23 protein-coding genes and 1 pseudogene are annotated in these 25,919 nt (G+C 63.5%); 9 read left to right on the top strand and 15 right to left on the bottom strand.

Going from position 1 to position 25,919, the window contains the following annotated elements; translation table 11 throughout:
• Nucleotides 1–56 precede the first annotated feature (56 nt).
• Both aroB and ACP15R_RS13045 read right to left on the bottom strand, forming a co-directional pair.
• A complete protein-coding gene (gene aroB / locus ACP15R_RS13040; protein ID WP_424986851.1) occupies nucleotides 57–1,169 on the bottom strand; it encodes a 3-dehydroquinate synthase in 1,113 nt (370 codons plus the stop codon).
• Entirely contained in the window at nucleotides 1,169–1,741 is a 573-nt protein-coding gene (locus tag ACP15R_RS13045) for a shikimate kinase (protein ID WP_424986852.1), read from the bottom strand. Before ACP15R_RS13045 ends, aroB begins: the two co-directional genes overlap by 1 nt.
• 100 nt (nucleotides 1,742–1,841) lie before the next feature.
• Here ACP15R_RS13045 and ACP15R_RS13050 point away from each other — a divergent pair, with 100 nt between their 5' ends.
• From ACP15R_RS13050 to ACP15R_RS13075, 6 genes are all read left to right on the top strand, one after another.
• Complete coding sequence (locus ACP15R_RS13050; protein WP_424986853.1) at nucleotides 1,842–1,991, top strand: hypothetical protein; 150 nt, start codon at nucleotides 1,842–1,844, stop codon at nucleotides 1,989–1,991.
• Nucleotides 1,981–3,480, top strand: a complete 1,500-nt coding sequence (locus ACP15R_RS13055; protein ID WP_424986854.1) for a hypothetical protein — start codon at nucleotides 1,981–1,983, stop codon at nucleotides 3,478–3,480. Before ACP15R_RS13050 ends, ACP15R_RS13055 begins: the two co-directional genes overlap by 11 nt.
• Before the next feature lies 1 nt (nucleotide 3,481).
• Nucleotides 3,482–4,444, top strand: a complete 963-nt coding sequence (locus ACP15R_RS13060; RefSeq protein ID WP_424986855.1) for a tyrosine recombinase — start codon at nucleotides 3,482–3,484, stop codon at nucleotides 4,442–4,444.
• A 70-nt stretch (nucleotides 4,445–4,514) separates the two neighbouring features.
• A complete protein-coding gene (locus tag ACP15R_RS13065) occupies nucleotides 4,515–5,822 on the top strand; it encodes an HlyC/CorC family transporter (protein ID WP_424986856.1) in 1,308 nt (435 codons plus the stop codon).
• A 467-nt stretch (nucleotides 5,823–6,289) separates the two neighbouring features.
• Nucleotides 6,290–8,698 (top strand): GcvT family protein, encoded by a 2,409-nt coding sequence (locus tag ACP15R_RS13070; RefSeq protein ID WP_424986857.1) that lies wholly within the window; start codon nucleotides 6,290–6,292, stop codon nucleotides 8,696–8,698.
• 34 nt (nucleotides 8,699–8,732) lie between these two features.
• Nucleotides 8,733–9,353, top strand: a complete 621-nt coding sequence (locus tag ACP15R_RS13075) for a nucleotidyltransferase family protein (protein ID WP_424986858.1) — start codon at nucleotides 8,733–8,735, stop codon at nucleotides 9,351–9,353.
• Between the two features lie 14 nt (nucleotides 9,354–9,367).
• Here ACP15R_RS13075 and ACP15R_RS13080 read toward each other — a convergent pair whose 3' ends face one another.
• The 3 genes from ACP15R_RS13080 to ACP15R_RS13090 form a co-directional block, all read right to left on the bottom strand.
• Nucleotides 9,368–9,967, bottom strand: coding sequence for a Hint domain-containing protein (locus tag ACP15R_RS13080; RefSeq protein WP_424986859.1), 600 nt, complete (start codon nucleotides 9,965–9,967; stop codon nucleotides 9,368–9,370).
• Between the two features lie 502 nt (nucleotides 9,968–10,469).
• Nucleotides 10,470–11,756, bottom strand: coding sequence for a hydroxymethylglutaryl-CoA reductase, degradative (locus ACP15R_RS13085; RefSeq protein ID WP_424986860.1), 1,287 nt, complete (start codon nucleotides 11,754–11,756; stop codon nucleotides 10,470–10,472).
• A 173-nt stretch (nucleotides 11,757–11,929) separates the two neighbouring features.
• Nucleotides 11,930–12,535: a hypothetical protein gene (locus tag ACP15R_RS13090; protein WP_424986861.1), complete on the bottom strand. Its 606-nt coding sequence runs from the start codon at nucleotides 12,533–12,535 to the stop codon at nucleotides 11,930–11,932.
• A 120-nt stretch (nucleotides 12,536–12,655) separates the two neighbouring features.
• Between ACP15R_RS13090 and ACP15R_RS13095 the strand changes: the two genes are divergently transcribed.
• The gene (locus ACP15R_RS13095) at nucleotides 12,656–13,660 is read left to right on the top strand and encodes a hypothetical protein (RefSeq protein WP_424986862.1); all 1,005 of its coding nucleotides are present in this window, start codon (nucleotides 12,656–12,658) and stop codon (nucleotides 13,658–13,660) included.
• Nucleotides 13,661–13,681: 21 nt separating this feature from the next.
• Here ACP15R_RS13095 and ACP15R_RS13100 read toward each other — a convergent pair whose 3' ends face one another.
• The 5 genes from ACP15R_RS13100 to ACP15R_RS13120 form a co-directional block, all read right to left on the bottom strand.
• Nucleotides 13,682–14,608, bottom strand: a complete 927-nt coding sequence (locus ACP15R_RS13100; RefSeq protein WP_424986863.1) for an SMP-30/gluconolactonase/LRE family protein — start codon at nucleotides 14,606–14,608, stop codon at nucleotides 13,682–13,684.
• Nucleotides 14,605–15,540: an ABC transporter permease gene (locus tag ACP15R_RS13105; protein WP_424986864.1), complete on the bottom strand. Its 936-nt coding sequence runs from the start codon at nucleotides 15,538–15,540 to the stop codon at nucleotides 14,605–14,607. The genes ACP15R_RS13100 and ACP15R_RS13105 overlap by 4 nt, the downstream gene beginning before the upstream one ends.
• The gene (locus tag ACP15R_RS13110) at nucleotides 15,537–16,466 is read right to left on the bottom strand and encodes an ABC transporter permease (RefSeq protein ID WP_424986865.1); all 930 of its coding nucleotides are present in this window, start codon (nucleotides 16,464–16,466) and stop codon (nucleotides 15,537–15,539) included. Before ACP15R_RS13110 ends, ACP15R_RS13105 begins: the two co-directional genes overlap by 4 nt.
• Nucleotides 16,463–17,887: a sugar ABC transporter ATP-binding protein gene (locus ACP15R_RS13115; protein ID WP_424986866.1), complete on the bottom strand. Its 1,425-nt coding sequence runs from the start codon at nucleotides 17,885–17,887 to the stop codon at nucleotides 16,463–16,465. The genes ACP15R_RS13110 and ACP15R_RS13115 overlap by 4 nt, the downstream gene beginning before the upstream one ends.
• Nucleotides 17,888–17,953: 66 nt before the next feature.
• Complete coding sequence (locus ACP15R_RS13120; protein WP_424986867.1) at nucleotides 17,954–18,964, bottom strand: ABC transporter substrate-binding protein; 1,011 nt, start codon at nucleotides 18,962–18,964, stop codon at nucleotides 17,954–17,956.
• Nucleotides 18,965–19,189: 225 nt separating this feature from the next.
• Here ACP15R_RS13120 and ACP15R_RS13125 point away from each other — a divergent pair, with 225 nt between their 5' ends.
• Both ACP15R_RS13125 and ACP15R_RS13130 read left to right on the top strand, forming a co-directional pair.
• On the top strand, nucleotides 19,190–20,371 hold the full coding sequence (locus ACP15R_RS13125) for a sensor histidine kinase (RefSeq protein ID WP_424986868.1): 1,182 nt from the start codon (nucleotides 19,190–19,192) through the stop codon (nucleotides 20,369–20,371).
• Nucleotides 20,368–21,084 (top strand): response regulator, encoded by a 717-nt coding sequence (locus ACP15R_RS13130; protein ID WP_424986869.1) that lies wholly within the window; start codon nucleotides 20,368–20,370, stop codon nucleotides 21,082–21,084. Before ACP15R_RS13125 ends, ACP15R_RS13130 begins: the two co-directional genes overlap by 4 nt.
• A gap of 525 nt (nucleotides 21,085–21,609) precedes the next feature.
• On the opposite strand, the gene ACP15R_RS13135 is transcribed toward ACP15R_RS13130, so the two are convergent.
• From ACP15R_RS13135 to ACP15R_RS13155, 5 genes and pseudogenes are all read right to left on the bottom strand, one after another.
• On the bottom strand, nucleotides 21,610–21,993 hold the full coding sequence (locus ACP15R_RS13135; protein WP_424986870.1) for a hypothetical protein: 384 nt from the start codon (nucleotides 21,991–21,993) through the stop codon (nucleotides 21,610–21,612).
• Nucleotides 21,990–22,352: a hypothetical protein gene (locus ACP15R_RS13140; protein ID WP_424986871.1), complete on the bottom strand. Its 363-nt coding sequence runs from the start codon at nucleotides 22,350–22,352 to the stop codon at nucleotides 21,990–21,992. Before ACP15R_RS13140 ends, ACP15R_RS13135 begins: the two co-directional genes overlap by 4 nt.
• A 502-nt stretch (nucleotides 22,353–22,854) precedes the next feature.
• Nucleotides 22,855–23,616 (bottom strand): phage protease, encoded by a 762-nt coding sequence (locus ACP15R_RS13145; protein WP_424986872.1) that lies wholly within the window; start codon nucleotides 23,614–23,616, stop codon nucleotides 22,855–22,857.
• A gap of 4 nt (nucleotides 23,617–23,620) precedes the next feature.
• Nucleotides 23,621–24,515, bottom strand: a pseudogene (locus ACP15R_RS13150) (Mu-like prophage major head subunit gpT family protein).
• A gap of 361 nt (nucleotides 24,516–24,876) precedes the next feature.
• A protein-coding gene (locus ACP15R_RS13155) for an IS630 family transposase (RefSeq protein ID WP_424985805.1) occupies nucleotides 24,877–25,835 on the bottom strand; the annotation gives its coding sequence in 2 pieces (ribosomal slippage) (nucleotides 24,877–25,491 and nucleotides 25,494–25,835; 957 coding nt in all).
• Between the last annotated feature and the right edge of the window lie 84 nt (nucleotides 25,836–25,919).

Consider the following 25,919-nt stretch of genomic DNA (forward strand, 5'->3'; position numbering starts at 1 on the left):
CCACGGCAAAGCTCGGCCCGAACCCCGCCCGGTTCGGGCCGTTTGCCGTGCCGTCCCTAGCTCTGCGCCAGGGCGTCGGTCAGCACCGACAGAACCGCCTCCCGCCCGACATCCGACGTGACAAAGGCATCGCCGATATCGCGCGCAAGGATGAAGCGCAGCTTGCCGTCGACGACCTTCTTGTCCTGCCCCATCAGATCCAGAAGATGCTCCGCAGGGGGCAAGCTGCCCTCGATATCGGCGAGATCGGTTTTCATGCCCATCTCGCGCAGATGCGCGCGCACGCGGCTGGGGCATTCCTGGCTGCACAGCCCCATGCGGGCCGATAGCTCAAAGGCCAGCGCACAGCCGATCGCCACCCCTTCGCCATGCAGCAGGCGTTGCGAATACCCCGTCGCCGCCTCTAGCGCGTGACAGAACGTGTGCCCGAGGTTCAACAGCGCGCGATCCCCCTGCTCGGTCTCGTCCCGCGCGACGATGTCGGCCTTCATCTGCACCGAACGGCGCACCGCCTCGACCCGCGCCGCCATGTCGCCGGCTGCGAGTTTCGGCCCGTTATCCTCAAGCCACGCGAAAAACGCCGCGTCGCCCAGAAGGCCGTATTTGACCACCTCGCCATAACCGGCAAGAAAATCCCGCGCGCTCAGCGACCCGAGTACCGCCGTATCCGCAAGCACATGCGCCGGCTGGTGAAAGGCTCCGATCAAGTTCTTGCCCTGCGGTGCGTTGATGCCGGTCTTGCCGCCCACCGAACTGTCCACCTGCGCCAGAAGGCTGGTGGGAATCTGCACGAAACGCACGCCGCGTCGCAGAACCGCCGCCGCGAAGCCGACAAGATCGCCGATCACCCCGCCACCAAAGGCCACGACCAAGTCGTTGCGCTCGACCTTCTGTTCAAGCAGCCATTCAACGGTGCGGCTGAATTGCGGCCAGGCCTTGGTAGCCTCGCCCGGCGGCAGCGCGAGCGAAACCATCTCGATCCCCTCAGCCGCCAAGCCGGCGCGCAGCGCGTCCAGATGCAGCCCGGCGACGGTCTCATCGCTGACCACAGCCACCCGGGGCCGGTGCAGGAACCGTGCGATCCGCGCCCCCGCCTCGTCGATCAGGCCGGGGCCGATCTCGACATCATAGGACCGTTCGCTAAGGGCCACATGAACGGTTTCAACCATCAGTCTTCCACTTCGTATACGTCGGGGCGCGTCTCCAGCACGGTCAGCACCCGGTCAACCATCTGCTCGATCGAGGCCTGCCCGTCCGAAATGACCGACAGGTCGGCCTTGGAATAGATCGGCACGCGCCGGTTGAAAATCTCTTCCAGCGTGGCGCGCGGATTGGCGGTGCGCAGCAGCGGCCGCGTGTCCTTGTGCTTGACCCTGTTCCACAGCACGGCCAGCTCGGCATTCAGCCACAGCGACACGCCGCGTTCCGAGATCATGTCGCGGTTCCTGTCCGCGAGAAAGGCACCGCCGCCTGTTGACAGCACACAGCGTTCGCCATCCAGAAGGCGCGAGATCACCTGGCTTTCCTTGGCGCGAAAAAACGCTTCGCCATCGCGTTCGAAAATCTCGGGCACGGTGCGGTCGGCGGCTTTCTCGATTTCCGCGTCGCTGTCGAGAAACGGCGCGCCTAGCCTGGCCGCCAGCGCCCGGCCCACCGCCGTCTTGCCCGCGCCCATCATGCCAACCATGACCACGGTCTTTTTCAACCGTCCCACATGCGGCCTGGTCCGCAATTCCGTCATGCCTTGCTCATTTTTGCTCATTCTTCCGTGAATGACGTGATCTTCCGGAAAAGGCCATATATAACTTGAGCAAAAGACTGAAACAGGATCGTGCAGCCAAATGCGTAGATTGCTTAAATTGTTGTTGTATCTCGTCTTCTTGGCTTTCATTGCCGTGGTTGCCTATGCCTATGTCGGGCCGTGGTTCGGCTATGATTTCTCTGAACCGCAGACCGAGATACGCAAACCGGTCGAGCTGGATGTGGACTAGAACAGCCCTGGCGCTGGCGCTTCTGCCCGCCCCCCTTGCCGCGCAGGACCCCCTGTCGGTGATCGAATGGCTGGGCGAGCACCCGCCGGGCGCATCGGTTCCGGTTCACATGGAGCCGCCGGTCGCGGACAATGCGGAACTGCCGGCGATCGAGGTCAGCGAACTCGGAGCGGCGGCGACGCCGGTGGGCCTGGTGCCGCATGATGTCACCGGGCTGCCGCTCGATCTATGGACCGGCAGCGACGTGGATGACCTGGCGCGGCTGATCGCCGATGTGCCGGTCTCGCGCAGCCCGGCGATGCAGACGCTGCTCTACACCCTGCTGCTGGGCGATTCCCTGCCACCCGAGGGCAAGGCCGATGCCCAGACCCTGTTGCTGGCGCGAATCGACCGGTTGCTGACACTGGGCGCCACCGACCCGGCACAGGCGCTGGCCAGGCAGGTCGGCCCGACGCAAAGCGCCGCGCTGTTTCACCGCTGGTTCGACGCCACCCTGCTGACCGGGGATGAAGACTCCGGCTGTGCCGAGCTGACGCGGGCGCCGCATCTGGCTCCGGGCTATGCCACGCGCATTTTTTGTGACGCGCGGCAAGGCGACTGGCAGACCGCCGCGCTGACGCTGGAAACGGCGCATGCCCTGCAATTGCTGCCCGCCGACAAGCTCGACCTGCTGGACCGTTTTCTCAGCCCCGATGTGTTCGAAGACGCGCCGCCGCTGTCGCCGCCGGCGGATCCGGATCCGCTGACGTTCCGGCTGTTCGAAGCCATCGGCGAACGCCTGCCCACCGCCTCGCTCCCCCGTGCCTTTGCAACGGCCGACCTGCGCGACATCGCCGGCTGGAAAGCCCAGATCGAGGCCGCCGAACGGCTGACCCGCATCGGCGCACTGGCCCCGAACCATCTGCTTGGCCTTTACACCGCCCAACGCCCGTCCGCCTCGGGGAGCCTCTGGGATCGGGTCGGCGAATTGCAGGCCTTTGACCGGGCACTCCAGGCGCGCGATCCCGATGCGGTTGCCCGGACCCTGCCCCGCGCCTGGCGTGCCATGACCGAGGCCAACCTGGCCGTGCCCTTTGCCCAGCTCTTTGGCGACGATCTCGCACAGGTCACGCCAAGCGATCCGGACACGATCGAACTGGCATGGCGTATTCGGCTTTTGTCATCCGCCTACAGGGACGCGGGGGCCGACCTGCCGCGCGAGACCGCCGAGAACCGCTTTCTCTCCGCGCTGGCGAGCGGCGATGTGACCGCCGTTGCACCCCCCGGTGACACCGCCGCCGCGATTGCCGACGCCTTTGCCCCCCCTGCCCCGGCACCGGGCCGAGCCTCGTATGGCGAGTCGCTGCTGACCGCGATTCGCGATTTCGACAGCGGCATCGATGGCAATGTCGCCAACCTGACCAAGGCGCTCGCGACCCTGCGCGCCCTGGGGCTCGAGGAAAGCGCCCGCCAGGCATCGCTGCAGCTGATGCTGCTTGGAGGGCGCTGAGATGTCCGGACCCGATGACGGCGCGGACTGGATTTCGGCCTTTCTCGAGGCCCAGGCGGCGGAACTCGGTGCCGCGACCAATACCTTGCTGGCCTATGGGCGTGATCTCAAGGACGTGATGGGCTGGATCGGGCGGCGCAAGCGCGATTTCGCCACGCTGAGCCGCGACGAGATCGAAGACTACCTGATCCATTGCGACGCGCAGGGCCTGTCGAAAGCGACCCGTGCGCGGCGGCTCTCGGCCATCCGGCAACTCTATCGTTTTGCCTTTGAAGAAGGCTGGCGCAGCGACAATCCGGCGATCCAGATTCGTGGGCCGGGCCGGGACAAGCGCCTGCCCAAGACGCTGGATGTCATCGAGGTCGACCGGCTCCTGGCGGCGGCGCGCGAGACCGGGCGCAGCCCGACGGACCGGCTGCGCAACACCTGCCTGATGGAACTGCTCTATGCCACCGGAATGCGGGTCAGCGAACTGGTGGCCCTGCCGGTCAGCGCCGCGCGGGGCGATCCCCGGATGCTGCTGATCCTGGGCAAGGGTGGCAAGGAACGCATGGTGCCCCTGTCTCCGCCCGCCCGCGCCGCCCTGGCCGCATGGTTGGCGGAACGGGACAGCGCCGAAGACGCCAGCGTTGCCAAGGGTGCCACGCCTTCGCGCTTTCTGTTTCCGTCGCGCGGCAAGTCCGGCCATCTGACCCGGCATCGCTTCTACCTGCTGATCAAGGAACTGGCGGTTGTCGGGGGGGTATCGCCTGCCAAGGTCACGCCGCACACGCTGCGCCATGCCTTTGCCACGCATCTTCTGGCCAACGGGGCGGATCTGCGTTCGATCCAGACGCTCCTGGGGCACGCGGATATCGCCACCACCGAGATCTACACCCATGTCCTGGATGAGCGGCTTGCCGAACTGGTGATGGAACATCACCCCCTGGCGCGCGGCCGCAAGCCCACGGGGTCCGGGACCTGAACCCTGGCACTTGATCCGTCTCCCCGCTGACCCCATAACCGCAGCAGCATCAAGGATACCCGACCGACCAATGGAAACCAGCGCCTCTCTCATGGATTTCGCATTCTGGATGACCAGTGCCGCGATCCTGTTCCTTCTTGTCCTCTCCGCGTTTTTCTCCGGGTCCGAAACCGCGCTGACCGCCGCCTCGCGGGGCAAGCTGCGCAGCCAGGCCGACAAGGGGTCACGCGGCGCGGAAAAGGCGCTGGCGATCACCGATGACAGCGAGCGGTTGATCGGGTCGGTGCTGCTGGGCAACAACCTGGTGAACATCCTCGCCACGTCGCTGGCCACGGCGCTGTTCACCCGGGCTTTCGGGGAATCCGGCGTGGCGATGGCGACGCTGGTGATGACCATACTGGTGCTGGTCTTTGCCGAGGTGCTGCCCAAGACATATGCCATCATCAACTCGGAAAAGGCCGCCGCCGCCGTAGCCCCGGTGATCAGCATCGTCGTGACCATCTTTGCCCCCGTCGTCATGGCGGTGCGGTTCCTGGTGCGCGGGGTTCTGCGTGTGTTTGGTGTCGAGGTTGACCCCGACAGCCATGTTCTTGCGGTGCGCGAAGAGATCGTCGGCGCGTTGCAGCTTGGCCATTCCGAAGGGGTGGTGGAAAAAGAAGACCGCGACCGCATCCTGGGCGCGCTCGACCTGGGGGATCGCACCGTCGAGGAAATCATGCTGCACCGCTCGGGCATCGAGATGATCGATGCGTCCTGTCCGCCAGAAGAGATCCTGCAGCAATGCCTGGACAGCCCCCACACCCGGCTGCCGGTGTTCCGCGACGAACCGGAGAACATCATCGGGGTGGTGCATGCCAAGGATTTGCTGCGCTCGATGTACAAGCTGGTCAGCAGCGCCACTGGCGACTCGCAGCCCTTGCAGCGGTTTCGCATCACCGACGTGGCGAATCCGCCCTATTTCATCCCCGAAACCACCACGCTGGATGACCAGATGCGGCAGTTCCTGCGGATGCGTACGCATTTTGCCCTGGTCGTCGATGAATATGGCAGCTTGCAGGGGTTGATCACGCTGGAGGACATACTCGAGGAGATCGTCGGCGAGATCACCGACGAGTTCGATCCGGATGCGGAATTGCCGGTTACCCGGACCGAGGACGGGCAGTATGTCATCGACGGGGCCATGACGATCCGCGACCTGAACCGCGCCACCGATTGGGGATTGCCCGATGACGAAGCCAATACCATCGCGGGACTGGTCATCCACGAGGCGCAGATGATCCCGGTCACTGGGCAGGTGTTTTCCTTTCATGGGTTTCGCTTTGAAGTGATCGCACGGGACGGGAACCGGATCACCGGCCTGAAGATCCGTCCCCTCTAGACCGCAAAGGGCGCAGGGGGCGCTGCCCCCTCCGGCGGAAATCTGCGATCCCCGCCGTTCACCCCCGGAGTATTTTACCAAAGATGAAGAGGCCGGATTGTTGGGCCGGCATCCAATGCACGGCGTTGTTTTCCACGTGTCCCAGATATTTGGACCATCCCGGACGTTCTGGCCGTGATCAGCTTGGGCAATTCGCCGCGCGTTTTGGCGAGCCGTTTCCTGCCTTGCGGCGCACCCTTGGGTGCAATCGGCATGGCGGCCCCAATTTCGCGAAGGGTGAGCGCGAAAAATCGAAATGGTTCTGAATTTCCTGGGACAGGAACGCGGGTGTTGTGAAACCGCCGCGACTCGCGGCTGCGATGATCCGGCGGGCGCGCGGCAAAAACGTCGTGATCTGTCGCAATTGGACCAGCCGTTTGCCGTTTACGCACCGATCCTCGGGGCAGCACAGAACCGGAGGGCCGATCATGAAAACCACCACGCGTGTTGCCGTTATCGGGGGCGGGGTTGTCGGCTGTTCGGTGCTGTATCACCTGACCAAGCTGGGTTGGCCCGATGTCATGCTGATCGAGCGCAGCGAATTGACCAGCGGCTCGACCTGGCACGCGGCGGGCGGGTTTCATACGCTGAACGGCGATACCAACATGGCGGCGCTGCAGGGCTATACGATCCGGCTCTACAAGGAGCTGGAAGAGATCACCGGCATGTCCTGTGGGCTGCACCACGTGGGCGGCATCACGCTGGCGGACAATCGTGACCGGTTCGACATGCTGTTGGCCGAGCGCGCCAAACACCGGTTCATGGGGCTTGAGACCGAGATTGTCGGCCCCGAAGAGATTGCCAAAATCGCGCCGATCACCAATCTCGACGGCATCATCGGGGCGCTTTACGATCCGCTGGACGGGCATCTGGACCCTTCGGGCACCACCCATGCCTATGCCAGGGCGGCGCGTATGGGTGGTGCGACGATCGAGACCCACTGCATGGTGCGCGAAACCAATCAGCGGGCCGATGGGACATGGGACATCGTGACCGACAAAGGCACCATCCACGCGGAACATGTGGTCAATGCCGGTGGCCTGTGGGCGCGCGAGGTGGGCGCCATGGCGGGCGTCTATTTCCCGCTTCATCCGATGGAGCACCAGTATATCGTCACCGACGACATTCCGGACATCTATGAGCGCGCCGCCGAGCATCCGCATGTCATGGATCCGGCGGGCGAAAGTTACCTGCGCCAGGAAGGCCGCGGGCTGTGCATCGGGTTTTACGAACAGACCTGTCGGCCCTGGGCCGTGGATGGCACGCCCTGGAGCTTTGGACATGAATTGCTGCCGGATGATTTCGACAAGATCGAACACAGCATCGAATTCGCCTATAAACGCTTTCCCGTGCTGGCATCCGCCGGGGTCAAATCGGTCATTCATGGCCCTTTCACCTTTGCCCCTGACGGCAATCCGCTGGTCGGCCCGGTGCCGGGGCTGCGCAATTACTGGTCGGCCTGTGGTGTCATGGCCGGGTTCAGCCAGGGCGGCGGAGTTGGCCTGACTCTCGCGCAATGGATGATCGAGGGCGAGCCCGAGCGTGACGTGTTCGCGATGGACGTGGCCCGGTTTGGCGACTGGATCAGCCCCGGCTATACGCTGCCCAAGGTGACAGAGAACTATCAGAAACGCTTTAGCGTCGCCTATCCGAACGAAGAACTGCCCGCCGCGCGCCCCAATCGCACCACGCCGATGTATGATATTTTCTGCGGCATGGGCGCGGTCTGGGGTCAGCAATACGGGCTCGAGGTTGCGAATTATTTTGCCCGCGACGACGAACCCGCATATGAAACACCATCCTTCCGCCGCTCGGATGCCTTTGCCGCAACCGGCCGCGAGGTGCGTGGCGTGCGCGCGGGGGTCGGCATCAACGAGGTGCAGAATTTCGGCAAATATCGTGTCACCGGACCCCGGGCGCGCGACTGGCTGGATCACGTCATGGCGGGCCGGGTGCCCGATCCGGGGCGGGTCGGCCTGACCCCGATGCTGTCCCCCAAGGGACGGCTGATCGGGGATTTCACGATCTCTTGCCTGTCGGATAGCGAATTCCAGCTGACCGCGTCCTATGGCAGTCAAGCCTATCACCTCCGCTGGTTCAGGAAACATAAACAAGATGGCGTAACCGTCGAAAATATAAGTGACAATCGAACCGGTTTCCAGATTGCAGGCCCAAAGTCGCGCGCGGTTCTGGATGCCTGTACGCGGGCGGATGTCACGGGGATGCGTTTTCTGGATGTGCGTCGCATGACCCTCGGCATGACCGACTGTATCGTGCAGCGGCTGAGCTATACCGGCGATCTGGGATATGAAATCTATTGCGACGCGATGGCACAAAGACATCTCTGGAACACCCTTTGGCAGGCCGGACAGGCGCATGACATGATCCCGTTTGGCATGCGCGCAATGATGTCGCTGCGCCTGGACCGGTTCTTTGGCAGTTGGCTGTCCGAGTTTTCCCCGGACTACACGGCGGCGGAGACCGGGCTGGATCGCTTTGTATCGTTTCGCAAAGACGCCGATTTCATCGGGCGTGCCGCCGCCGAGGCCGAGCGCGACACGGGCACCGCCCGCAAGTTGGCGGCGTTCGAGGTTGCGGCGGAGGACGCCGATGTGCAGGGCTATGAGCCGATCTGGCTGGATGGCCGGGTCCAGGGTTACTGTACCTCGGGGGGCTATTCGCACCATGCGCAAAAATCCATTGCCCTTGGCTTTCTGCCGACCGAACGCATTGCCGAGGGGCTGGCCGTGGAGATCGAAATCCTTGGACAGATGCGGCCCGCGACGCTGATCACCACACCGCTGTTCGATCCGGATGGTGCGCGGCTGCGCGGGTGATTGCGCCAACCGCTGGCGGGGCTAAAGTGACCGCATGAACCGCCCTGTCACCGATATGCCGATCCTGTTGCTCGCCGCCGGAAAATCCTCGCGGATGCGCGGGGCCGACAAGCTGTTGCAGGTGGTCGAGGGCAAGCCGCTGATCCGACGGCAGGCCGATATCGCGTGCGCAATCACCCATGGACCGGTGATTGTCGCCCTGCCCCCGCAACCGCATCCCCGGTATGACGCCCTGCATGGCGCGCGGGTTGTGCCGCTGCCGGTCGCCGACGCCTCGGAAGGGATGAACGCGTCGCTGCGCAGCGGGTTCGCGGCGCTGCCCGCCACGGCAAAGGCGGCGATGCTGCTGTTATGTGATCTGCCCGAGTTGACAGCGGATGATCTCGCGCGGGTGGCCGTGGCCCATGATCCGGACAGCGACACCCTGATCTGGCGCGGCACAACGCAGGACGGGCAACCCGGGCATCCGATCGTGTTTTCGGCGCGGCTCTTTGATCGTTTCAAATCGCTGACCGGAGATGGCGGCGGGCACGAGGTGGTGAAGGCCGCAGGCCAGCGGGTTGCCCATGTTCCCCTGCCCGGATACCGCGCCCGGCTCGATCTCGACACGCCCGAAGACTGGGCCAATTGGCGCGCGGCGCGGGGCGAGACCTGAGATCCGGCGCTCCGTCAGATGACCATCGGCATGTCCGGTGCCCGCGATCCGGTATCCGCCAGATCGGGAAACAGGTAAAACAGCTCTTCACGCTGTTCCGCGCCGACCCCGTAAACATGGGGATCATCCGGTTGAAAACACTCGATCCATATCCCGTTGGCGCGGATGACCTCGTGCTGCTCGAACCCGAGATGCAGGTAGGTCACCCCCGCCCGTGCCGCCTGGCCGATCCCCGGCAGGCCAACAAGATTGCGCGCAGGAACCAGCAGGGTGTCGTCTTCGAAATAGAGCGCCGTGTGATCGCGCTTGACCAGCACCCGCGTCAGGGGGCTGAGGACCATATCCCGTTCGGGCAAACCCGCACCCAGGGCGCCGGCGACGATGTGGATCGGTGCCAATTGCGGCGCGCTGTCGATCTCGTCCGCCGACAGCACACGCCGTGCGATCCGGTGCAGATTTTGTACGCCGCAATCGCGGGTGATCACCCGGCTGCCGGGCATGAGCTCTGCCGCCATGCATGCACCCGTGGGCGTCGAGACCAGCATATCCTGCATGGATTGAACGCGGTTGGTTTCCTGCGCTGCGCCGGTCAGGCGGTCCAGACGACCTGTCATAGCCTCATCCCCAGAATTCGGGTCATGGCCTAGGACATGCCGCCCGGACAACTTGCACCCATTCCCACTCACAACTGCCCCACCGAACCCGCCCCCGTGGGTCCGATCAACCAAAGTGAACTCGTACATGACATTGATACCGAGCCGCTTGTCGCCCTTCAAAGGCCGCGATCATCGCGCCCGCCACGCGTCCGGCGACCAAAACCACCTATGGGTGTGATGGGCTATCCAAAAACTACATACAGGTGTTTCCCCGAGGATTGCGGTCTGGCGTGTATTGTTTTGGATGACGGCGACATCGATTAAATTTGAATTATTTTCAAATACCTACCGGCAATATAGGAGACGACGCCCATCCGGCCCCTCAACCGGCTCGACGATGCCGGCCGCAATTTCATGAGCCGTGCGCTGGTTCGGCTATTCGTTTCCATATGCCAACCAATCCGGTCAGATCGTCGAAATTGGTCGCCATCCTGTCCCGGCGATTCGCCGCCCTCGCGGATCAGCCACGCAGCGCCGCCAATTCTTCGGATGCCCGTTGCACCGAAACTTCCCCCGCCGCCGCGATTGCCCGCGCCACCTGTTCAACCTCGCCGCCCTGCGCCCCGGCCAGGATCGCGATGTTGCGGGCATGCAGCGTCATGTGCCCCTTCTGGATACCCTCGGTCGCCAATGCGCGCAGGGCGGCCATGTTCTGCGCCAGTCCCACCGCCGCCGTCACCTCGGCAAGCTCCTGCGCGCTGCTGACACCAAGCAACCGGAGCGCCGCCTGTGCCGCCGGGTGGGTCTTGGTCGCGCCCCCCACCAGCCCGAGCGCCATCGGCATTTCCAGCGTTCCGACCAATGCGCCCCCGGCTGCGCGTTCCCATCGCGACAGGCTGCAATAGCGCCCGTCACGCGCCGCATAGGCATGGGCCCCCGCTTCGATGGCGCGCCAGTCATTGCCGGTTGCGACGACAACCGAATCGATGCCGTTCATGATGCCTTTGTTGTGGGTCACTGCCCGGTAGGGATCGATGATCGCGAGGGTACAGGCCTCGACAATGCCCTGCGCCACGTCGGCACCGGCAAAGCCCGGCATTTCAAGCGCCTGTGGCGTGATCTCGACCCGCGCGCGCACCAGCCGGCGATCGGCAAGGTTCGACAGGATGCGCAGCCGCACCTCTCCCCGCGCGATCTCGGCGACGCGAGGGGCCAGCGTTTCCGCCATCGAATTGACGGTATTGGCCCCCATGGCATCGCGCACATCCACCATGAGATGCAGCACCACCATCGGCCCGACCGGCGTGTCATCAAATACCTGGACCTCGATATCCTTGCAGCCACCGCCCAGTTCGATCAGCACCCGGTCGCGCCGGTTCGCCATTTCGATCAACTCATCGCGCGCCGACAGCAGCCGTTGCCGGGCCCCGTGCGGATCATCCGGGCGCAGCACCTGGATCTGTGCCCGCATGACCGGCGCATCCGAAGATGTCAGGAACCCGCCGCAGCCGCGCGCGATCCGCGCCATGTAAGACGCGGCAGCCACAACCGATGGCTCTTCGGTCACCATGGGCACCAGGTAATCCCGGCCGTTCACCGTGAAATTCGTCGCGATTCCAAGGGGAAGCTCGTATTTGCCGATGACGTTCTCGATCATCCCATCCGCCAGAGCGAGCGGCAGGACATCGGAACCGGCCAGCGCCGCCTGATCCGCATCGGTCAGATGCCCCGCGCGGGCAATGGCGGCGCGCCGATCCGCCGGGTTCATGCTGCGCAATCCTTCGATACGTGAAACGCGATCAGCCATGTGCCCTGCCCCCGATTGCCGCCTTGTTTGATGTTGCCGCCATGTCATCCGTCCCCGTTGCCCCGCGCCCCATGATCAACGACACAATGGCCGGATCAGGCGGCGGGGCAATAGCAAACTGCCCGCCCCGGTGCGGCGGCGACCGCTCCTTGGCGCGCGTCAGGACTCGCCGGTCATTGCACCAGCCGGCCGTCGCGATTGTATTTCGCTCCCGCCGTGGTGAGATCATCATAGGTCAGTTGCACCTCGATCAGGGCCACCGAACCGAGACCATAGCCGCGATAGGGCAACCCGTCCGTGTCCAGGATCGCACCGGGGGTCGGTTGGTCCATGTGACACTCGGGCATGGGCCATATTTCCGGCGTGTTGCCGTTGATGCCGATGCGGATCTCCAGAAGCCCACAGCGCCAGGCCCAGAGATGGGTGACGTAAACCAGGTCCTGACCCTGGTACTCTCGCAACGTGATCCAGTTGCCGCGCGTCGCATTGAGGATCGGTTTGACTTCGAGCGCGGTGGTGAACTTGCCCGTCGCGACCTGCGGTTCCGCCACCCGTTGCGCCACCGGTTCGGCCTCGATGACCGGTGCCACGGCGGGTGCTGTCTTGGCGCTTGGGGCCGTGTCGGGCTCGGGCAGGCCCGTCTCCTCCGGCTCGGGCACCGGCATCGCGATCGCCGCCTGCGCAACCGGGGAGGCCATGCCTGTATCCGGTCCGGCTTCGGTATATGTGGTCGCCGCATTCAGCCCCACGGACACCACCAGCAACATCGTCTCGAACATGACCCCTCCTTGGTTGACGACCTGGCCGGTCGGGAATGCGGTTCCGGGCTTTTGACCTCCTGTCAGGAAGCCTATACTCCGCCCGAAAACCGATGCCGCACGCGACCGGCAAGGATGAGTATGACAAAGAAACCCTCACAGCACCAAGCCTTCAATATCGTGATCATTGGCCAGTCGGGCCGGTTGCAATACGAAGCCCTGCTCTTTGCCGCTTCGCTTCGGCGCAGTTCGCCGCGTTTCACCGGCAAGCTGTTCGTGGCCGTACCGCAGGCCGGCCCGAACTGGAGCAGCGATCCGGCGATCCGCAATCTCGCCGTGCTGGATGCGCTCAAGCGGCTTGGGGCCACCGTCCTGCCGTTCCATTCGAAGGTCTTTGGCCAGAGCTACCCGCAGGGCAACAAGATCGAGGCGCTGTTCGCGCTGCCCCCCGACGACCCGTTTGTCTTTTTCGATTCCGATACGCTGATCACCGGCGACATCACCACGGTACCCTTTGATTTCGCGCGCCCCGGCGCGTCGCTGCGCTGCGAAGGAACATGGCCGCAACCCACGCTCTACGGGCCTGGCTATTGCCGGATCTGGAAATCGCTCTATGACAAGTTCGGGCTGGACTTCCAGAGCAGCCTCGACACCCAGCACCCGGACGATCACTGGCGGCGCTATCTCTATTTCAACGCGGGTTATTTCTTTGGCGCGCGGCCCCGTGAATTCGCCCGGCGGTTCCTTGATTACGCCGTCGCCATCCGCGATGATCCGCCGCCTGAACTGATCTGCCAAAGCCTTGATCCCTGGCTGGACCAGGTTGCGCTGCCCCTGGTCATTCATTCGCTGGGCGGTGGCCGCAATGCGTTGCCGACCGGGCTTCTTGACGGATCGGTCAGCTGTCACTACCGGATGTTTCCGCTGCTTTACGCGCGCGAAAGCGATCACGTGCTTGAGGTATTGCACGACGTGGCCGCCCCCAACTGGATCAAGAAGGTTCTCAAGGGCCATGACCCGATCAAGCGCATGGTTTATCAGGGGCGCGGCGAAAAGGTGCGCGCGCTGTTCAACCGGAACGCCCTGCCCCGGCGCGAACAGATGATCCGCAACCGGATCAAATCGGCGGGGTTGTGGATGCGCTGAACGCAGATGCCGCCAATGTCTCTAGCCGCGCCGCCGGGTCCAGGGCTCTGCCCCCTGTACGTCCACGAAAATCCGGTACACGGCGCGGGTGGCGGTGATGTACATGCGCTGACCGTCCGGCCCGCCGAAACAGAGGTTTGACACCACCTGCGGCACCCGGATCTTGCCCAGCAGGGTGCCGTCGGGGGCAAAACAATGCACGCCATCCGCCGCCGACGACCAGAGATTTCCAAGCATGTCGCATCGCATCCCGTCCGGCAGGCCGGTGTCGATTTCGGCCAGCGGCGGTTGTTCCTGCAACCTGTCGCCCTGGACGGTGAAACGGCGGATCACCGATGGCACCGCGTCATCATGGCTCGAGCCGCTTTCCGAGATATAGAGCGTCCTTTCATCGGGCGAAAAGCACAGCCCGTTGGGTTGGGTGAAATCGCTGACCACCACGCGCAGATCGCCATCGGGCGACAGGCGGAACACGTTGCGGCACGGCTGTTCGGGCGCGTCGCGATAACCTTCGAAATTCGAGATGCGCCCATAGGTGGGATCGGTGAACCACACCGCCCCGTCCGCGCTCACCACCACGTCGTTGGGCGAGTTCAGGGGCTTGCCGTCATGGCGATCCGCAAGCACCGTCAGCGATCCGTCATGTTCGGTGCGCACAACGTCGCGCATCCCGTGCCGGCATCCGACAAGCCGCCCCTGCCGGTCGCGGGTATTGCCATTGTTGAACCCCGACCCCGCGCGGAACACCGAAACGCCCCCGGTCTCGGACCAGCGGAGAAGTCGCTGGCTCGGAATGTCGGAAAACAGCAAACAGCCGTGATCGCCGAACCACACCGGCCCTTCGGTCCAGGTAAACCCGTCAGCGATCATGTCGAGCGTGGACATCGGGTGGACCAAGGCGGCAAACCGGTCGTCGTGGATTTCCAGATGTGGCGGCATGGTGATCATGTGCGAGCCCTCCTCGTGCTGGCGGCGATGACGATGGCAATGATGATGGCCCCGGTCAGCACGTTGCGCGCCCCCGCCCCCGCGCCATAGCTGTTGAGCATCGAGACCACGAGAAACATGAACAACGCGGCCCCCCAGACGCCGGGCACGTTGGAATTGCCACCCGCGATCGAACTGCCCCCGATCACGACAACCGCGATCGACATCAGCAGGTATTCCGCCCCCATGTTCAGCGCGGCACCGCCGGAAAAACTGGCCAGCAGAAAGCCGGCCAGGGCCGCGAACATGGCCACCGCAACATAGGTGCAGGCGCGCACCAGTTCGACCGGCACCCCGGAAAGGCGCGCCGCGCGCAGGTTCTGGCCGGTCGCCAAGAGCCAGCGCCCCGCAACCGTGCGTTCAAGGATGATCCAGACAACGATGGCCAGGCCCAGCCCGACCCAGGCGACATTGGGCAGGCCCAGGAACCGCCCGGTGGCAAACTCTGCCAGCCCCTCGGGCGGCTTGATCCGCAGGCCCCGGTTCGACCAGATCGCCAGCGACTGGTAGATCAGCGATGCCGCCAGCGTCGCGATGATCGGCGGCAGGCGCAACAGGAAGATCAGGGCATAATTCGCCAACCCAGCCCCGGCCCCGACCCCAAGGGCAATCACCAGACCGGCAAACGCCATGCCCGGTTCGCTGCCCATCACCTTGAGCGCCAGCGTTGCCGCCAGCGTCATGGTGGCCGGAATCGACAGGTCGACATTGCCCGGCCCCAGCGTGATGACCAGCATCTGCCCCAGCCCCACGATGGCCGCAAAGGCCCCGAAGGACAGCGCCGCATAGGCCAGTTCGCCCGCCCCGCGACCCGCTGTCAGCCCGAGGATCAGGACAAAGGCGGCCACGGCGGCCAGCCACGACCAGAGCCAGGGTTTCGCAAGGATGCTCATGCCCCCGTTCCCTTTCTGCTGAAGATCAGGCGCGCGGTCAGAACGAGGATCAGGATCGCGCCCTGCGCCCCGATCTGCCAATCCGGCGACAGGCGCATGAAGCTCAGGAAACTTGCCGCCAGCGTCAGAGTCAACGCGCCGATCACCGCGCCCGTGGGGCTGACCTTGCCGCCGGTGAATTCGCCACCGCCCAGGATGACGCCCGCGATGGACAACAGCGTGTAGCGCAGCGCGATATTCGCATCCGCCGACGTGGTGAGCCCGACAAGCGCCATGCCCGCCAGCACCCCGAACAGCCCAGCCAGACCATAGGCCAGCGCCTTGAGCCGGATCACCGGCCATCCCGCCCGCGCCACCGACCGGGCATTGCCGCCCACACCGCGCAGCACCGTCCCGATGCCCGAACGGATGATCAGCAGATGTGTCACCGCGGCGATGATGATCGCAGCGACCACCGCCATCGGCGCAAGGGGCGGCTTGACGGTCATCAGGCTGCGCAGCCAGTCGGGACTGCTCCCTCCCGGCGATGGCAGGATGTACAGCGCCAGCCCGCCCCAGACAAAGGACATGCCCAGCGTCACCACGATCGCCGGCAGGTCCAGCGCATGGATCACCGCCCCAAGAAGCGCATAGGCGAGGATCAGCCCCAGCAGGATCACCAGCCCCAGAAACGGTGTATCATGGACGAATGTCGCGGTGACACAGGCCGCGAGGCTGACGAAGGTGCCCAGCGACAGGTCTATGTCATTGACCATGATGATCAACATCTGGGCAATCGTCGCCAGCGCAATCGGCACCGCGAGGTTGAACAACAGGTTCAGCCCGAAATAGCTCATCGCGCGGGGCTGCATGTAGAATGTCGCCGCCAGCAGCACGGCCAGCGACACCACCGGGAGGATGATCCGATGCCGCGACAGGAAACTCATGAGGCCTCCTGCATCTCGAAGGACGCTTGCAGGATGTTCTCTTCGGTGATGTCCGCGCCGGTCAGTTCGGCGCTGATCTCGTCATTGCGGAACACAAAGACCCGGTCGCATTGACAGACCTCTTCGGTCTCGGTCGAATACCACAGGAAAGTCGTGCCCTGCGCCGCTTCGGCGCGGATCATCGCATAAACGTCCTGCTTGGTGCCCACGTCGACGCCACGCATCGGGTCGTCCATGATGACCACCGGCGCGGGCGAGGCCAGCGCGCGGGCAAACAGCGCCTTTTGCTGGTTGCCACCGGACAGGGACAGGATCGGATTGCGCATGTCATCGGTGCGGATGCCGATACGTCGTTTCCAGGTATCGGCGATCCCGGCCTCGGCCTGCCGGTCCACCAGCCCGCCCCGCGCGCATTGGCGCAGAACCGATATCGAGATGTTGCGCAGGATCGACCACAGTGGCAGCACCCCGTCACGCTGCCGATCACCGGCAACAAACACCGCGCGGGGCACCCGCTCGGCGCGCCAGGCCGAAGATTGCGTCAGGTAGAGCCGCGCCAGCGCCTCGGCCTGCCCATGCCCGGCCAGGCCGGACAATCCGACAATCTCGCCCCGGCGGGCAGACAGGCCCTGCGCGGTCCGCACCACTTCGGGTCCAAAGTCACGGCGGGTTTGCGCGATGTCGCCGGTCTCGGCCGCGACATGGCCCATCGCGTCCACCAGCCCCTGCCGGGTGAATTCGCCCGCCGGACGTTCGGCCACAACCTTGCCGTCCTTGAGCACCACGATCCGGCTGGCCACGTCAAAGACCTCGCCAAGCATGTGGGAAATGAAGATCACCGCGCCGCCCCCGGCACAGAACGCCCTGACATGCGCCAGCAGCTGATCCGCGATCCCCGCATCCAGCGAGGATGTCGGTTCGTCCAGGATGACCAGCCGGGCGGCGGCCCCGCGCGGTGCAAAACCGATGGCGATCTCGACCATCTGGCGTTCCGCAATCGACAGCGTATCGACCTCGGCATCGGCATCGATCCCGTGTCCGGGAAAGATGGCATCGAGGCTTTGCCCGATCTCGGCCCGCGCCGCGCGTCGCCAGTTCAGCCCCGAAAGCGCCGCATGCGAAATCCGCAGGTTTTCCGCCACGGTCAGGTTCGGACACAGCGACAATTCCTGAAACACCGAACGCACCCCGGCCGCCAGCGCCGTCGCGCCCGAGGCAAAGCCGACGGTTCCCGATGTCGGGGCAAAACCCCCGTTGATCAGGTTCACCAGCGTCGATTTGCCCGCGCCGTTATGGCCGACCAGTCCGATGCAATCGCCGGGATTGACCACAAGGCTGACCCCGTCCAGCGCGCGCACCGGGCCAAAGTGCTTGGCCGCATCCGCAAGCGCGACGATCGGGGGGCTCACATGTTCCGACATGCGTGCTCCATTTCGTGTTGAAAGCGTTGGCGGGCCGCACCCTCATGCGCCCCGCCCGTGTCCGGTTCACTTGGCGCCGGCTATCACCCGCTGCGCATCCTCCAGCGTATAGGTCACGTTGGCGACCGAGCCTTCCGGCGTATTCGCCAGCGACTCGTCCAGCGTGTCCTGCGTGATCTTGAGGAACGGCACGGTCAGATCCCTGGGCACGTCCTGGCCATCCAGAACCTGCTGCGCCACCCAGAAAGCCAGCGAGGCCACCCCCGGCGCAATCGACAGCGACAGGGTTTCATAGCCGTTGGCATCGCGCTGTTCGGCCCACCATTTCAATTCGTCCTGCCGGTTGCCCAGCACGATCAGCGGCGTCGGCCGGTCCGCCGCCTTGAAGGCCTGCGCGGTGCCATAGCCATCGCCGCCCTGCGTCACCACGCCAACAATGTCAGGCAACGACGGCAGGATGCCCGCAACCGCCTTTTGCGCCACATCCTGCGCCCAGTCGCCATGAACCGAGCCGACGATCTCGAATTGCGAATGCGCGGCGACGCCCTCGTGAATGCCCTTGGAAATCTCGTCATCGACGAACACGCCGGCCAGTCCGCGGATTTCCAGCAGGTTGCCGCCATCCGGCAGGCGTGAAGCGATGTAGTCCACTTCTTCACGGCCCATCGCCGCGAAATCCACCGCGATCCGCCAGGCGCAGGGTTCGGTCACGATGCCGTCAAAGCTGACCACGGTGACACCGGCGTCACAGGCTTCTTTCACCGCCCCGTTCAGCGCCGTGGGCGAAGCGGCGTTCAGGACGATGGCGTCATAGCCTTGCAGGATCATGTTCTGGATCTGCGCCGCCTGTTCCGTCGCCTGGTTCTCGGAGGTCGTATAGGCATCCGCGGCGGCGACAACACCATCGGCCACCGCCTGGCTGGCGGTGCCTTCAAAGGTCTGCAACATGGCCTGCCGCCACGAGTTACCAGCGTAATTGTTGGACAGCGCAATCCGCTTGTCCGAGGTATCCGCCTCGGCCAGGCCCGCAATCAGCGCCAGCCCCGCCGCGCTGAGCAGCATCATAGAATTCATCATGTTCTCCTCCCTGTCGCGCATGCAACATGCGCCGCAACCCGGCCCGCGATGGGTTCGGGTGCGGCGATGATGTTGCCCGGTCCGGCGCTTGTAAAGGCAACCTCCCGCAGAGATCTTGCGGGTTCCCGCAAGGACATTACGGGCAAGGGTGTTTCCTTTTCGCGGTGGCCTTGCCAGAATTGCGGCACCGCGCATCGCAGGACCGGCGCGCGACCGGAGGACATCATGACCCATGCCGTGCAGACCCCCGCAAGGGACAACGTGTTTCTGCGCATCTCGGCGCATCTGGCCGAACGCACAGATATCGCCTCGGCGCTGGAAGCGGTGGCCGATGAAATCGCCGAGGTCATCCCGTTCACCCATGCGGATCTCTGCCTCAAGGACCGGCCCGGCTGGCTCTCAAGCTACGAGGTCGGCATCCAGACCCGCTGGTCGCGCACCTCGACACGGGTCGAGGCCTCGCCGATCCGCGACCTGATCACCGGCAAATGCGATTTCATGCTTTGCCACGACGCCATGCAGGACCCGCGCCAGACCTACCGGGGGGCCTGTTCCGAACCGATCCTGAACCACCAGATGCGTTCGCGTGTGCATGTTCTGATGAAGGTGATGGGCCAGCCGATCGGCACCCTGAACATCTCGCATTCGACCGTGGGTCTCTATGACCTCGACACGGTGCGGCGCGCGCAGCACGTGGCGGATGTGTTGTCGCCATATTTCCACGCGCTGCATATCGCGGAACAGGCCAAGCGTGCCACGCAGGTGCGCCAGGAGGCACAGGCCCGCGAGGAAGGCCTGCGCCGGGATGCCCTGCTGCTGACCCAGACACTGGAACAGGAACGCCAGCGCATCGGCATGGACCTGCATGACCAGACGCTTGCCGATCTCACCCGGCTGCTGCGCGAGATCACCGCCGACGCAACGCCGCCCTCGCAGGCGCAGATGGAACATCGCATCAAGGAAGTCATTGGCGATCTGCGGCGGATCATCGATACTGCGGTGCCGACCCTGCTTGACCTTTTCGGCTTTGTGCATGCGATCCGTGCGCACCTGGAACGCGCCATCGCATCGCAGCCGATCGCGGTGACGGTGACCGACGCGACCGAAGGGGCTGCGGACCGGCTCGACCCGACGGTGCGCACCGCCCTCTACCGCATCGCGCAAGAGGCCATCAACAACGCCGCGCGCCATTCCGGTGCCGATCATATCGAGGTGCGCATCGAGCCGCTGCCACCATCGGGCCTGGTTCTGGAAATCCGGGATGATGGCCGCGGTCTTCCCGCCGATCTGAACCGCATGTCCGGCATCGCCCACATGCGCACCCGCGCGCGGTTGATCTCGGCCGATCTCGACCTGCTGGGCGATGGCGGAAGCACCGTGCGCGTGACGCTGGGAGAGCGGTCGTGAAGGCGTTGATTGTCGAGGATGACCAGTTCCACGCGAGCTATCTGCAGGACGCCCTGGCCGAGGCCCTGCCCGAAGTCACCGAGATCCTGCATGCCGCCGATGGCGCGGCGGGTGAAGACGCAGCGCGCCAGACCGGCACCGAGGCCATCGTGATGGACCTTCAGATGATGCACCGCAACGGCATCGAAGCCGCGCGCACGATCTGGGCCGAACGACCACAAAGCCGCATCCTGTTCTGGTCGAACTATGCCGACGACGCCTATCTGCGCGGCATCGCCCAGATCGTTCCGGAAGACAGCGCCTATGGCTACGTGCTCAAGACCACATCGCGTGCCCGGCTGAAACTGGCGCTGCGGGCGGTGCTGGTCGAGGGGCAGATCATGGTGGATCGCGAAATTCACCGCCTGCAGAAACGCAGCAGCTCGCCGCGCGGCCGTCTGGACGAGAGCGAATTCGACGTCCTTCTCGACCTCGCGCTTGGATTGCAGGACAAGCTGATCGCGGAACGCCGCGGCATGTCGCTGCGAACAGTTCAGAACCGGCTGTTGTCGCTCTATGAAAAGCTGGGCGTGCTGTCAGAGGCCGAGACGGAACCGACGCTGAACAAACGCGTGCGCGCCCTTAACCGCGCATTGATCACCCGCACGATCAACATCGAAACCCTGGAAGCCGCCCAACGCGACCTCGACAGCTGGCTTGCCGAACGCGGCTGATCGCCCACATGCGCGGTGAAAGAACCTAAGGGTCAGCAAAAGCACGGCACGGCGTGATTTTCAGGCGGCACTGAAACGGGGGCTTATCAGGAAGAGGCGTATATTCCGACAAAGCGGTATCAAACCCGATGTCGGTCATTAAGATACAAAAAAAATAAACACAATTTTTAACGTCATCACCGCCAACGAGCATCGCCTCAAGGTTTGATAGACGACCTGAACGGCGATCTGACTGGCAGGCCTTGGGAACCACTGAATGTGACGCGATGTTCGCACCCGCGTATGTAGTGTGATTTCCGCGCCTTTATCGGTGTAATCCAGGTGGTCATCCAACTGGAGCTTGGCGATTTTGACCACGGACCACACGGTGCCCCCACCTGTCGGGACATGCCTTCGGAAGGCCCTGTCGGTCAGTGGGTGAGCAGGACCAAAAGCGAACCCGAACCTGCGGGTGCGTGGTAACACTTGGTGCTGACATTGGGTTACAGTGGGTTTTGATACCGGAAGAGCCTCGCAGACCTCGGACTATCTCGGATGGGATTTGGGGCGGTTCTTGTGGAACCACTCGTGGAGCACGCTTTTGCCGACGCGCTGTTCGGGTGGAAAGTGGTAGGCAATGTCTTTGGCAAGCGCGGTGGAGGTCATTCGGTCGATGCGCGCTAGAATGAAGTCTCGGAGGTCCGGATTTGAATCGATCCTGGACGGACGTCCGGGCCGGTGGTTGCGTCGATGATCACAGGGTTGCGATGGAAGGTCTGAAGGCAGGTTTGCAAGGTCGTTGAATGGCCCTTGAAGTGCGCTTTCAATGGCAGTCAATGCCTCGTTGGCGGCACGCTCGATCTCATTGATCAGCGCAATCGTCGCGCGAATCTTCGACTGGGCGCGTTCGATCTCATCGATCTGGCTCATGGTGCGTTGTCCTGCTTGCGGTACCGGCTGAGATGCTTGCGCACCGTGACGTCTGTTATTCTCAGACGGCGGGCGATTTCCGCGATGGCCCTGCCCTGGGCATGCAGGCAGGCGGCTAGCCATTGGGTGGCCAATGGCACCCGGCGCTGCAACAGGTGGTCGGATCGTGCCAGTTCAGCGGTCAGTTCCCGGCCAACCAACGCCGCAACCCGAGACCGATCTTTGGGACTTGCAGGGATGTAAAGCTCCGCGCCGCCAAAGCGCAAAAGGAACTCTATCGCCAAGTCCATGCCGAGAATATCGACATAGGTTTCAACTTCGGCAGGCGGTTTCGGGAAGGGCTTTGTGGGTGCTGTCATGTCTCATTTCCACCGTGCGGTACAGCGTAGCAATGCCAGGGCAACCCATCTGCGTTGAATCCGAAACCGATCATTGTTAAGGTTTCCGTTGCAGCTGTGACACGGTAATATTCTCGCGGCCGTAACACGATCTTCCGATCTGAGTGCCATGCAGGGTTTCCGGCGAAAGCTGGATGGGAGGCCCCGCCGCCTGCACCAATTGCAATTCCAACATGTGTCCCGGCCCGCGCGATGCTGGCAACGCGGACCGGGAGTCTGCCCCTCAGCCGGTCCAGGACCACCGGCAGGGCAGGCGACGCGGCGGATGGAAACCGCCACGCAGACGTCACTCGGCCAGAGTTCCGGGCTTCAGACCGAGTTGCGCACAGATCGACGCTGCGACCTCCGATTGCGCGATATTTGTGGTTGCAGAGGGCGGCGCGCCGCCCGGCACAACTTGGTCAAAGAGGTGGGCATAAGCCGGGGCAGACGTTGCGACAAACTTGTCAAAGCTGCCTTCATCCTACACACAAAGTGCGGTTGCCCAGTCCTTCATTGCAGGGATGATAAAGCCACGGTCCAGAGCGTCCTTGACCTTGGCAGCAGCGCGGTCTTTCGCGCGTTCGTTGTGACCCGCATGACGGCTGGTCATCAGCTCCTGCACCGCCTCTATCGGCACGAACCGCGCCGGATCAGGCATCTGTGCGGCGGTGGCCTGTTCCGCCTTGCCACGGACCGCTTCCACCAGGGCAACGAGTTGGTCCTCGGTTGTCTCATCCGGAAGGCCAAGGGCTGCAAGCAATCGGTGCAGCAGGGTTTCGGCGTCGTTCATGGTGTCCTCCTGTCGCGCCAGCGCGTGCAGTTGCAGGTTGGGTTTGTGGACCAGACCGGCCCCTTTCAGGCGGGTGGTGATGTTGCTCGCCTTGGTGTGATAGAATGACGGGCTGAGATAACGGTACGCCTTGCCGGTGATCAGCTCGCGCGCCTGGGCGGTCCATTCCACCCGCCCCCACAGGCCGGTCTCGTCCACCTTCAGTTCCTTGATCCAGCCCGCCGCAGGCACCGGACCGTTGCGCCGTTCAGGCTGGGTGTCGCTCTGGTGTTCGTAGTCCACCGGCAGATCGACAGCATCGGCCTGAAAGGCACTCACGATCATTTGCGGGTCTGCCAGGTTAAACCGCCGCCCGTCGCGCCCGACCATCTGGCCCAACGGAAAGAGCTGCACCCAATCCGGAGCCGCGCCGCCCAGGTCACGGTCACACGTGGCTCTCAGAACCGTCTGCATCGGATCAGCTCGCCACAAACGGGGTAACGATCAGCTCTGCGGTGCCCTTCCACGGGTTGGACGCTCCGCTTTCGCCGTTCTCGGTATTGAGAATGTGCAGGGCCGCGTCTTCGAGTGAAGGTGGCACCACCAGCATCGTCGGGTTGATCCCCAGAATGCGGCCATTCTCGCTGCGGAAATTCATCATGGCCGCGCGAGCAGCCGCGTAGTTGCCAAGAGTCAGTGCGTCCTTGCTGCCAAAGCCGAGTTGCCACAGGCCGAACCCCGCGTTGACCCACGCCCGGATGCCATAGACGTACTCGTCATTTTTGAAGACGTGGTCATCATTGTGCGACGTCAATGCCTGAAACTCGTAGCTTTCGCGTTCCTGCCAGACCAGCGGCTTGATTGCGCGAGGTATCAAGCAGGTACCAGGCATCGCCGGAGCCAGCCTGAAAGTTGGTGACGCTGATATCTTCACCAGCGGTGTTCTGCTGCGGGTGATCGGCGTCAAAGAAGCTCTGTCCGTCATAGCAGGGGGTGTCAAAGCCCGCCGCAAGCAGCCCGAAAATCAGTTCTTCCGGATGGTTGCGCGACAGGTGCCCCATCTCGGAAAAGGCAGGCCCGAAAACGCCCAGCTTGTCGTCGGAGATATCGTCGCGCTGAACCGCCACGGTGCTTTCGAACTTGCGATTGGTGATCGTAAAGCTATGCGCCTTCAGACTGTGCACATGGCGCGGACCGATCCATTCCCGCAATTGTGGAAAGGACCCCAGCCAGCCGTATGTCTCATCGCGCCCGCTGCTGGTTACGGTCATCGCAATCTGATCGCGGTGCGTCGGGGCCTTCAGATAGGCATCCGTGTATCGGCTCTGAAATCCTTTGAAGACCAGATCGAGAGTTTGTGCGTTGATGAGCATCGGTGTTTTTCCTGTCAAACTGTTCACGGAGAAAGTAGGAAAAGCACCGGACGGGAAATAACCCGCAACAGTTTGCGGGGCGAGGACGGCTCGGAGAGATGTGCCAACCGGTCGCGGGCCTTAACGTCCGAAACGATCGAGGTAATAAGCCGCGACGGCCCGTGCACCCGGTCGGCACGTGCGGGGCTGGATTTGAACCAGCATCAACTCAACCTTTCGGGAAAAGCGGCCCGCACGATCCCGGGTAGCACAAGACCGCCTGATTTGGAAGATATTCGGCATTGTTTTGCGGGTTCTGAAGGTGGCGTCGAACACTCCGCACCCATTTCGATTCTTTAACGGGTATTAAAGCAGTTCCAGTTTACGTAGAAGCATATCCGGCCTCGCAAAAGTAGTTCCAGCATTCTTGCGGGGTGTAGAGGTCACAGATTTCACTGAGGGCTTCGAACAACCCTGTGAATGAGCGCGCTCCAATGCGTCTCAGGTGGGCTTTGAGTTTCGAGAAGGCCATCTCGATTGGGTTCAGGTCCGGGCTGTAGGGCGGCAGAAAGAGGAACCAGCAGCCGTGTTCGCCCAGAAGCGCCTCGGCCTCCTTGTTGCGGTGCGTGGCCAGGTTGTCGAGGATGACGGCGGTGCCGGGTTCGATCTCGGGGATCAGCACGTCGCGGATGTAAGCGACAAAGGCGGGGCCGTCCATCGCCCCTTTAATGACCCATGGCGCGATCAGGTCGGATGGCCCCAGTCCGGCGATCAAGGTCTGGGTTCCCCATGACCCAAACGGCGCAGATGCCGTCAATCTCGTCCCGCGCAGGGAGCGCCCCCGGAGGCGTGTCAGGTTCGTTTTGACGGAGGTTTCGTCAAGAAAGACAACGCGTTCAGGCATCGCGCTGATCGCCGGAACACGATGGGCAAACCAATCCGCCCTTGCGCGTCTTACCTTTGCGCGCTTGCGTTCATCCGCAATGAGGCTCTTTTTTTGTACGAGTATCCCAGCCGCCTGAGCGCTTGATCGATACCAGAGACTGATGCGCTCACATCATGTGCATCGGCCAAGGCCCCCTGCAATTCCCTGAGCGTGATGTCCGGGTCCTGATGGATCAGCTCGATGAGAAAATCGAGGTGCGGAGCCAACCGCCCATGACCGGTATTGCGCGGGTTGTCGGCGGGTGTCAGGCGCAATCCGCGTTTGAGCCTTTGAGACAAACGCGAGGCGGAGGCCGCCGAAATCATCAGACGGCGCGCAATCTCGCGGCCCGTAAGGCCTTGAGCAAAGAGCACCTCAAAACGGGCACGAATATCGGCGGAAAGCGGGTTAGGCATGAACTGATCCTCCTGAACAGGATGAATCAGAAAACTCACCTCATGGGAACCCCCTTTGATTCAACAAAAGCTGGAACTGCTTTA

The sequence above is a fragment of the Microbulbifer sp. S227A genome (assembly GCF_049800935.1).